The sequence below is a fragment of the Mesorhizobium sp. M7A.F.Ca.US.006.04.2.1 genome (assembly GCF_004022915.1).
Lineage (GTDB): Bacteria > Pseudomonadota > Alphaproteobacteria > Rhizobiales > Rhizobiaceae > Mesorhizobium > Mesorhizobium ciceri.
Window position 1 is genome coordinate 1 of sequence record NZ_RZQA01000211.1, and the last position, 8,074, is coordinate 8,074.

Annotated in this window: 11 protein-coding genes and 1 pseudogene; 4 read left to right on the forward strand and 8 right to left on the reverse strand. The window is 63.8% G+C overall.

Annotated features, from left to right (window positions below; translation table 11 throughout):
• The coding region (locus tag EN925_RS13705) for an ATP-binding protein (RefSeq protein WP_128336617.1) at positions 1–811 on the forward strand (811 nt) is incomplete at its 5' end.
• Between the two features lie 11 nt (positions 812–822).
• On the opposite strand, the gene EN925_RS13710 is transcribed toward EN925_RS13705, so the two are convergent.
• On the reverse strand, positions 823–1,392 hold the full coding sequence (locus EN925_RS13710; RefSeq protein WP_127369983.1) for a putative glycolipid-binding domain-containing protein: 570 nt from the start codon (positions 1,390–1,392) through the stop codon (positions 823–825).
• Positions 1,393–1,678: 286 nt separating this feature from the next.
• On the opposite strand from EN925_RS13710, the gene ubiG reads away from it, so the two are divergent.
• A complete protein-coding gene (ubiG, locus tag EN925_RS13715; protein WP_013529456.1) occupies positions 1,679–2,428 on the forward strand; it encodes a bifunctional 2-polyprenyl-6-hydroxyphenol methylase/3-demethylubiquinol 3-O-methyltransferase UbiG in 750 nt (249 codons plus the stop codon).
• Between the two features lies 1 nt (position 2,429).
• Here ubiG and EN925_RS13720 read toward each other — a convergent pair whose 3' ends face one another.
• Both EN925_RS13720 and EN925_RS13725 read right to left on the reverse strand, forming a co-directional pair.
• Positions 2,430–2,948: a flavin reductase family protein gene (locus EN925_RS13720; RefSeq protein WP_063173138.1), complete on the reverse strand. Its 519-nt coding sequence runs from the start codon at positions 2,946–2,948 to the stop codon at positions 2,430–2,432.
• Positions 2,949–3,090: 142 nt separating this feature from the next.
• Entirely contained in the window at positions 3,091–3,981 is an 891-nt protein-coding gene (locus tag EN925_RS13725; RefSeq protein ID WP_127384729.1) for a DMT family transporter, read from the reverse strand.
• A 96-nt stretch (positions 3,982–4,077) separates the two neighbouring features.
• Here EN925_RS13725 and EN925_RS13730 point away from each other — a divergent pair, with 96 nt between their 5' ends.
• Positions 4,078–4,563 (forward strand): MarR family transcriptional regulator, encoded by a 486-nt coding sequence (locus tag EN925_RS13730; protein WP_013529453.1) that lies wholly within the window; start codon positions 4,078–4,080, stop codon positions 4,561–4,563.
• Between the two features lie 6 nt (positions 4,564–4,569).
• On the opposite strand, the gene EN925_RS13735 is transcribed toward EN925_RS13730, so the two are convergent.
• From EN925_RS13735 to EN925_RS13755, 5 genes are all read right to left on the reverse strand, one after another.
• Positions 4,570–5,124, reverse strand: coding sequence for a hypothetical protein (locus EN925_RS13735; RefSeq protein ID WP_164753528.1), 555 nt, complete (start codon positions 5,122–5,124; stop codon positions 4,570–4,572).
• A gap of 122 nt (positions 5,125–5,246) precedes the next feature.
• The gene (locus tag EN925_RS13740) at positions 5,247–5,672 is read right to left on the reverse strand and encodes a DUF1178 family protein (RefSeq protein WP_013529451.1); all 426 of its coding nucleotides are present in this window, start codon (positions 5,670–5,672) and stop codon (positions 5,247–5,249) included.
• Positions 5,669–6,535, reverse strand: a complete 867-nt coding sequence (locus EN925_RS13745; RefSeq protein WP_127384730.1) for a carbon-nitrogen hydrolase family protein — start codon at positions 6,533–6,535, stop codon at positions 5,669–5,671. Before EN925_RS13745 ends, EN925_RS13740 begins: the two co-directional genes overlap by 4 nt.
• Positions 6,536–6,545: 10 nt before the next feature.
• The gene (grxC, locus tag EN925_RS13750) at positions 6,546–6,815 is read right to left on the reverse strand and encodes a glutaredoxin 3 (protein ID WP_013529449.1); all 270 of its coding nucleotides are present in this window, start codon (positions 6,813–6,815) and stop codon (positions 6,546–6,548) included.
• 27 nt (positions 6,816–6,842) lie between these two features.
• A complete protein-coding gene (locus tag EN925_RS13755) occupies positions 6,843–7,643 on the reverse strand; it encodes a ComF family protein (RefSeq protein WP_013529448.1) in 801 nt (266 codons plus the stop codon).
• A 65-nt stretch (positions 7,644–7,708) separates the two neighbouring features.
• Between EN925_RS13755 and EN925_RS13760 the strand changes: the two are divergent.
• Positions 7,709–8,074 (forward strand): annotated as a pseudogene (locus tag EN925_RS13760) (SAM-dependent methyltransferase); the annotation flags it as partial.

Sequence of the window (8,074 nt, forward strand, 5' to 3'; positions counted from 1 at the left end):
TGCCGACCCGAGCCAGATCGAGAACGCCGTTCTCAACCTGGCCGTCAACGCCCGCGACGCCATGGGCGATGACGGCAAGCTGACCATCGAGACCGCCAACAGCCATCTCGACGACAGCTACGCCGCCGCCCATGCAGAAGTCGCGGCCGGCCAGTATGTGATGATCGCCGTCAGCGATACCGGTTCGGGCATGACCCCCGATGTCATGGCCAAGGCCTTCGAACCCTTCTTCACCACCAAGCCGGTCAACAAGGGCACCGGCCTTGGATTGAGCCAGGTGTTCGGCTTCGTCAAACAGTCGGGCGGCCACGTCAACATCTATTCCGAGCCCGGCGAAGGCACGACAATCAAGATCTACTTGCCGCGGTATTTCGGCGCCGAAGAGCCGGCCGTGCCCACCGGGCGCGGCGACAACTCCGCCGCACCGGTCGCCGAAACGATCCTTGTCGTCGAGGATGATGCCCGCGTGCGGGTCTCCACCACCGAGGCCATACGCGAACTCGGATACACCGTCATTGATGCCGCAAGCGGCGAGGAAGCGTTGCAGAAACTGGCGGAAAACCCGAAGGTCGCCCTGCTGTTCACCGACATCGTCATGCCCGTCATGAACGGCCGCAAGCTGGCGGAAGAGGCCGTTGCCCGCATGCCGCTGCTGAAGGTGATCTTCACCACCGGCTTCACCAGGAACGCCGTGGTCCACAACGGCGTGCTCGACCACGACGTGCATTTCCTCGCCAAGCCCTTCACCATCGAGCAACTGGCAGCGAAACTGCGTGACGTGCTTGGCACGACGCAGGTCGCAGCGGACTGATCACAATCGCTTCAGCCTGACGCAGCCGCGCGTCTCCAAAGGCCGGGATAGTCGACAACGAAGCCGTGCGGCGAGACGTTGAGGGTTTCGTCATAGCCGAACACCGGCGCGGCATAGGCATAGCGAACCGTGTCGAGACGCCGATAGGTCTGATCGAGGCGCACCAGCCTCAGTTCAGGGAAAGTCAGGTAGGCCGCCGGGGCAGGCGACGCTTCGCCGATCCCGAGGCCATACCGGCGGATCGCCACCAGGTTCGATGCCGGTGTGAAGCCAAGATCGACGTCGACAAGACCGTCGACACCCTGCTGGACTTCGCCGTTCAGCGTCCACTGGCCGTTGAAATCGCGTTCGATCGCATAATGCAGCTGGCGCGTGCCGAGAAAGCCTTCGACAAGCGCCGCCCGTGTGTGCCAGCCGGCATCGCAATCCACCCCGTAGGCGAGGCAGCACGGCTTGCCGTCCTGGATGAAGATGGCTTGTCCCTTGAGGCTGTGCCCGCCATCGGTCTGCGCAAGCAGACAGGCATCATGCCCCTCCACGTCCAGCCGATGCCAGAGGATCGAAGCCGTCATTGCTGTCATCGTCACCTCCTTCGAGTTCAAAACGATGATGTGTTCCTTCGCCCGCCAGGCCAATTGTGTTTCACCGCGGCGCACTCCAGCTGACATGCCCTGACAGAATCCGGCTCCCTGCCGGCAGAGGAAAATTGTTGCCTTGACATTCGCGGCTTCACGCCCGACTTCCTAGCGCATGGCCCCGAAATCGAAGTCGATTTCGGAAAGGATCATGCGCAGAATCTAAAGTGCTACAGCGTCCTTTGCGCGTCCAAGAGGACGCGCGGCGCTGTAGTGTCGAGGAGACCAACCTATGCCAGAGCCCCGACGATCGACGATCGATGCCGGAGAAGTGGAACGCTTTTCCGCCCTTGCCGCCGAATGGTGGAACCCGAACGGCAAGTTCCGTCCCCTGCACAAATTCAATCCGGTCCGGCTGGCCTATATCCGCGACCAGATAGCGACGCGCTTCGGCCGTGACCCACGCGCTGCAAGGCCTTTCGAGGGACTGCGCATCCTCGACATCGGTTGCGGCGGCGGACTTTTGTGCGAGCCGATGGCGCGGCTTGGCGCCGAGGTTGTGGGCGCGGATGCCTCCGAAACCAACATCGAAGTGGCCAAGCTGCACGCCGCCGAAGGCAATGTCAGCGTCGACTATCGCGCCACGACGGCCGAGGACCTTGCCGACGCCGGCGAGAAATTCGACGTCATCCTCAACATGGAAGTGGTCGAGCATGTCGCCGACATCGACCTGTTCGTCGCCAAATGCGGCGAGATGGTGCGGCCCGGCGGCATCATGTTCGTGGCCACCATCAACCGCACGCTGAAGGCGCTGGGCTTAGCCATCATCGGCGCCGAATATGTGCTGCGCTGGCTGCCGCGCGGCACCCACCAGTTCGGCAAGCTGGTGCGCCCGGAAGAGCTCGAAAAGGCGCTTGCCGGCGCCGGCCTGACCATCATCGACCGCACCGGCGTCACCTACAATCCGCTGGCCGACCGCTGGGCGCGGTCGAAGGACATGGACGTCAACTACATGGTCCTGGCGGAAAAAGGCTCGGTCTGATCTATTCAGAATTCAGCGGCCTGTAGCCGCCGCGCCAGTAGATCAGCGCCTGGCCGGCATCGGACGTGCGCACGGCCTCGACCGAACCGATGACGATGGAATGCGTGCCGCGATCGATCATCTCATCGAGGCTGCAGTCGAATGCGGCCACCGCGTCCGAAAGCAGCAAAGCTCCGGTCTTGAGCGTCACCCATTCGGCGCCCTCATAGCGGTCCTTGCCCTTGATGCCGCCGAAGCCGGAGAACCGCTCGGCCACGCGCTGATGCTGGGGGCCAAGCGAGTTGACGCCGAAATGCCGGTAGCGTTCGATCACCGGCCAGGTCGACGATGACCGGTTGACGCAGGCGATCACCTTGGGCGGCTCGGCCGACAGCGAGACGACCGAAATGACCACCAGACCGGAGCGATCCTCGCCGGTGCCGGCGGTGATGACGCTGACATTGCCGACGATCAGCCGCATCGCGGCGCGAAAATCAGCTACATCGACGGCAGTCTCCTCGGATGTCTTCGGTTCGGTCATGGCTTGCTCCAGAGCACGATTCCAAAAAGGGAAAGGTCCTCGGAAAAGACCACGCTCAAACAAGAAGATAAAGCAGATCTGGATACAAATTCAGGTGAGATCGGCTCCAGGCGCGAAGGCAGTTCGGATCCCCTGCGACCGCTCACGCCTTCTGGCTTTGTGCCCTGGTGGTGATGAACACGCCGGCGGTGATGATGAGCGCGCCTGCCCAGGTCAGCAGTTGATAGTGCTCGCCGAGGAAGAGGGTTCCGGCAAACAGGCCGACGGCCGCCGCCACATAACCGATCTGGCTGAGATAGACCGGACCGCCGACCGCCTGCAGCCGGAAGAAGAACGCGAACATCGCCGATGCCGACGCAACCTGCGCGACGACGACCAGCGGCACGCCGCCGAGTGGGACGAAAGCTTCGCCGCCGAACAGGAGGAGAATGCCAGCAAGCAGCATCGCCGCCGACGCCAGATGGCTGCCGACGGCAAGCTCGATCGGGCCGGTACCGTCCGGCCAGTCGACCGTGCGATAGATGTTGCCGGCGGCAAGGCTGACCGGGATGAGCAACCCCATCGTCACCCAGAACAAATCGGCCGGCTGGCCGGCCTCGCCGCGCGTCACCGCGACCATGACGGCGCCGATGAAGCCGACGGCGATGCCGGCAATGCCCAGCATGTTGGGGCGCCGGACACGCAGCAGGATCGAGAACACCAGCGTGATGACCGGCGACAGCGTGAACATGATGCCGGTGTAGCCGGCGCCCAGATGCGGGATGGCCGAGAACATCAGGAGATTGGGGACAGCATAGGACACCGCGGCGGTGACGAAGAAATAGCGCAATTTGTGCGCGGTGAGCCGGACCCGCTTGCCGCGAGCCAAGAGCATGCACAGCAAGACCCCGCCGGCGCCGAGCGAGATGACGAAGGCCCAGACCATGGCCGGCACGCCGGCAGCCGTGGCGAGCTTGCCTAACGGCAGCGTCAGGCCGAGCAGGCCGCCGGTGACGACCAGCAGGCCGAGCGCCGAATCCCAGAGAAGCTTCATTGACCGAATCCTGTAGCGCGGCTCTTGGCCGGCATTGCATCTTGCAGTAAGATAACGGAAAGATTCTTAACGTCAAGATAAATGATGGTGAGACAGTTGGACAGGGCAGCACGGGCGATCGAGCAATGGAAGCGGGAACGACCCGATCTGGACGTCTCGCCGATGGGTGTGCTCGGGCGGCTGAACGAGGCCGCCTCGCTGATCGCCCGCGAGCGCCTGGCGCCGTTGTTTGCCCGTTATGGATTGCAGTCCGGGGAATTCGACGTGCTGGCAACGCTGCGCCGCTCTGGATCACCCTACGCGCTGACGCCGACCGCCCTCTATGAAGCGACGATGGTGACGTCAGGCGCCATGACCAACCGGCTCGACCGGCTCGAGACGTCCGGATTGATCCTGCGCGGGCCGCACCCCAACGATCGGCGCGGCATTGTCGTGCGGCTGACCGAAAAGGGTCTCGCGTTGATCGATGAGGCTATTGCCGCCCATGTTGCCAACGAGCATGAGATTCTTTCCGGCCTGACACCGGCCGAACGGGAGACGCTCTCTCGGCTGCTTGAGAAATTGATCGGGAGCGTGAGCTAAGCCGGGTCAGTTCGTAGGCTGCCGCGAGAACCGGCGCCGGTGTTTCCAGCGGCGGTATGATACGGTGAGGTCGACAAGCCGGGTCGGCATGTTGAGGTAGAGCAGAGCATCCCGCAAACCGCTGAGATAGCGCTCACTCATCGCCTTGTCGGAAAAGTCCGGCATGGCCTCGAGTGTCGCTTCGGCTTGCTGGCTCCGGCCCTTTCCGGTCGGCAATCTGGCCGCAAAGGCTATTTCTCGACGCAGACAGACCTGCTCCACGCGATCCCGCAGCGCCTCTTCGTAGCCGATACCACATCGCATAAGCCGCGCGTGGGTGGCTTCATGGACGATAATCGAAGCGACCAATTCCGGCGTCGTCCCTTCGCTGATGATATGGCGCTCGTCCAATTCGCATGCCTTGGAAGAGTTTGCCCATTGCGCGACGGAAGCAGGAAGGGTTGTGACAAATACCTGTCTTACGTCACCAAGCAGCCGTCTGTAGCGCACTGGATCAAAATCACGAATAAGCTGAAGCGCCTCGACGATCTTGTCGGTGCCCTTGTCGCTGATGATGAGCAACCCGTCGATCGTTCGGGTACCGCTAAGCTTGACGGCGCCCCAGCGGGCCAATCGGCCAACGACGGCTCTTATGCTGCGTCGCGGCTCAATCGCTTCTGGGTCGCGCAAAGCCCCCTCGGAACTCAGTTGCGGTCGTCCGGAAACACCGGGATCGGCATGAACTCGACGCCGTCCTCGACCAGGCTCTTGGCTTCGTCCAGCGTCGCCTCGCCATAGATGCCACGCGGGTCGCTCTCGCCGAAATGGATCTTTCGCGCTTCCTCGGCGAACTTGTCGCCGACATAATCGGCATTCTCGCGCACCTTCTCGGCCATCGCCTTGAGCTGCGCCAAAGCCTGCTTCTGCGCCTCGCCCATGGCCAGCGCTATGGTTTCCTGCTTGCGCGCCGTGGAGACGGCCGGCGCCATCAGTGCTTTCTGCACCTTGTGCGAACCGCAGCTCGGGCAATCGACGAAGCCGCGCTTCTTCTGGGTGTCGAAATCGTCGTTGCTGCGGAACCAGCCTTCGAATTCGTGCTCGTGCTCGCAGATCAGGGCAAAACGGATCAAGAGGCTGCACCCCTGAGCCGTGGCGCCTCGCCCGAGCCGGCATTGACGGCGAAATCCCGCGCATTCCTGAGATTGGGGATCTTCTTGCGCGCGGCAAGCGACTGCGCCGGGTCGATCTCGGCGACGATCACCGCCGGTTCGTCATGCGCGGCTTCCGCAATGATCCGGCCCCACGGATCGACGATCAGCGAATGGCCGTAAGTCTCGCGGCCATCTTCATGCAAGCCACCCTGCGCGGCGGCGACGACATAGGCGCCGTTCTCGATGGCGCGGGCCCTGAGCAGCACGTGCCAGTGCGCCTCGCCGGTCTGGCGGGTGAAGGCAGCCGGTACGGAAAACAGGTCTGCGCCGGCCAACGCCTCGGCGCGGAAGAGTTGCGGAAAGCGCAGATCGTAGCAAACGGCGAAGCCGAGCTTTGCACCCTCGATGTCGGTGACGACGGCCTCGGTTCCCGGTTCATAGGCGGCGGACTCACGCCAGCTCTCGCCATTGTCGAGATCGACGTCGAACATGTGGATCTTGTCGTAGGCGGCGAGCGCAGCACCATCCGGCCCGAACAGCAGCGCCCGGTTGGCGAGCTTGCCGTCGGCGCGCAGAATGGCGGTCGAGCCGATATGCAGGAAGATGCCGAGCTCCTTGGCCAGCCTGCGCGCGGTCGCAACGACGATGTCCTTGTCCTCCGACGTGAACGATGCGGCGCGAGCTTCCTTGTCGCGGATCAGCGCCCCGGTCATTTCCGGCGTCTGGATGTAGGTGGCACCCAGGCTGGCTGCTTCACGCACCAGCCGTTCGAGATCGGCGGCGTTGCGCTCGGGGCTCTCGCCCGAACGCATCTGGATCGCAGCGGCCTTGAAAACACCCATCGTCATTCCCTCAATTCGTCGCGCCGTTGGCGAGCAATTTGTCCAGCCGGCCTTCGGCCTCCAGCTCGTGGAGGTCGTCACAGCCGCCGACATGCGTATCGCCGATGAAAATCTGCGGAAAGGTCGTGCGGCCATGCGCCCGGGAGATCATCTCCTGGCGCAATTCCGGCGAGAAGGAGGCATCGTGCTCGGTAAAGGCTATGCCCTTGCGCTCGAGCAGCCGCTTGGCTGCCGTGCAATAGCCGCACATCATGCGGGTGTAGATCGTGACATCGGTCATGACGAATTTCCGCTGTTCGTTGCCGACTTATATAGTCGCGGACTCGTCCGCCCGAAAGTCCCCCGGCAACACACGCGCAAAGGTCAGCACGTCGACGGCGGCCGCACCTCCCCTTTTCAGCGCCTTGGTGGCGGAACGCACCGTGGCGCCGGTGGTGTAGACATCGTCGATCAAAAGCACCCTGCGGCCGGCGATCTCGATTTCCGCCTCGGCGGGCACCCGGAACGCGGCCCGCACATTCTCCTCGCGTTCGCCGCGCTCCAGCCCAACCTGCTGGCGGGTGAGTTTCACGCGCCGCACCGCCGACGGGGCGAAGGGCAATCCGCTAAGTGCCGAGACCGCCCTTGCCAGTTCCGCCGACTGGTTGAAGCGCCGCCTGAAAAACCGTCGCCAGTGCAGCGGCACCGGCACCACCACATCCGCCTCGGCGATGAGATCGGCACCCGCACGCATCATCCAGCGCGCCATCCAAGGTGCCAGATCCGTGCGATCCTGGTATTTCAACCCTTGCACCATCTGGCGCGCAACGCCGGAATAGGCGACCGCCGCCCGCGCCCGCTCGAAAGGCGGCGGATCGGCAATCGCCTCGGCCGACAGAAAGCCTTCGCCCATATGGTGGGTGAACGGCGTACCCATGACAGGGCACCATGGCCGCTCCAGCAGCCTGAGCTTCGGCCAGCAGGCGCCGCACAGCACGCCCGGCTGCGAGACATGCCGGCGGCAACCGGCGCAGACCGGCGGAAACAGCATCCGCGCCGGCCAGCCGACAACCGACCGGGCCAGGTTCGTGATCCCGATGGACTTGATCTTGGGCATCGGATCGGCCACGTGGTTGCTCCTGCGCGCCACTATATCAACGATCTCGGAGCGTGGACAAACAAAGGATCTGCCCGTTGCAGCCAATAATGGATACCTCTCTGTGGCTGACGCACAAGCGGCGCGCGCTTGCCCGTCCGGTCGACGGCGCGGACTTCCTCATGCGCCGCACGGCCGAGGACCTTGCCGACCGGCTGGGCGCCGTCGAGCGCCGGTTCGGCAAGGCGGCCGTGCTGTTTTGCCAGACGCCGGCGGCGGCCGAAACGCTCGCTGAAAGCGGCAAGGTCGCCGACATTGTCCGCGTCGAGACGGATACGGCTTTCCTGAGCGGTGGCGATGCCGGCCTGATCGCACCGCTCGAAACCGTGCCGTTCGAGCCGGAAAGCCTCGATCTGGCGGTGTCGCTCTTGTCGCTGCAGGCCATGAACGACATCCCAGGCATG